This is a genomic window from Streptomyces sp. NRRL F-5135, assembly GCF_000719775.1.
Lineage (GTDB): Bacteria > Actinomycetota > Actinomycetes > Streptomycetales > Streptomycetaceae > Streptomyces > Streptomyces hebeiensis.
Window position 1 is genome coordinate 1 of record NZ_JOHR01000056.1, and the last position, 881, is coordinate 881.

The window sequence follows — 881 nt, forward strand, 5'->3', positions numbered from 1 at the left end:
GAGATGACCATCGCCTGTTCCGTCCGGGTGCACGCGGTACAGCAGGCCCACGACATCCTGGCCATCCTCGACGGCACCGGCCAGCCCGACCCTCTGAAGGGACGCTGATATGGCTCTGTGTGGCGACTGCGAGACGGTGATCCCCTGTCGCTGCCACCTGGCACCGCCCGCGGTTCACCCGGCGCGCCGGATAGTCCGCCGGCCCCCGGTACGCCGCGCTTATGTGACCCGTCGGGAGATCGAGGCGCTGCGTCTGGTCGCGAACGGCCACACGAATCGGGCCATCGGCGGGCATCTGGGTGTGGGGGTGGAGGCGGTGAACTCGCTGATGCAGTCGGCGTTCCGGAAGCTGCGGGTGCATGACCGGGCGCAGGCTGTCGCGGTCGCGCTCCGGCTGGGGATCCTGTCGTTGGAGGATGTCACGGTCCCGGAGGGCGCGAACGCAGGCTGGCGGAACTCTGCGTGACCGTCGACCGATTCAGGCATCAGGTTTTGCGGGGCTGAGACCCGTATCGGCCAGTACAGCCCCAGATTCTGTCACACACCGTTACTGGGCGCCTAGTCGGTCATGGCCGCCACTCCTGGCGGTACTCGGGGTGGCCGACGTACTGGGCGGCGAGGCGCTGCACGTGCGGCTTCAACGCCTCCGCCACCGCATCGTGCTCTCTCCATCGCTCTACGGCCGACAGATCTCCGGTGGGCCCCGATGGGCCCCAGTGCTCATCAGCAATCTTGATTCGCGTGCGGCGGGCCTGTTCGTAAGCGTCCACCAAGGCCCGCTTGGCCTCCAGCTCCCGTAGTACGCGGGCCGGGTCGCCGTCCGCATGCCACGGGCTCGGCTTGGCCACCCGCGCGGCCCGCTCGTCTTCGTCGAGGCGGGG

General features: G+C 69.0%; 2 protein-coding genes. One reads left to right on the plus strand and one right to left on the minus strand.

Translation table 11 applies throughout. From position 1 onward, the window contains the following. The first annotated feature begins 223 nt into the window (after window positions 1–223). Window positions 224–466: a response regulator transcription factor gene (locus tag IG02_RS37415; RefSeq protein WP_030757726.1), complete on the plus strand. Its 243-nt coding sequence runs from the start codon at window positions 224–226 to the stop codon at window positions 464–466. A 100-nt stretch (window positions 467–566) separates the two neighbouring features. On the opposite strand, the gene IG02_RS0135445 is transcribed toward IG02_RS37415, so the two are convergent. Beyond that, window positions 567–881 (minus strand): DUF6221 family protein (locus tag IG02_RS0135445; RefSeq protein WP_030757729.1); only part of this gene is annotated, 315 nt, incomplete at its 5' end.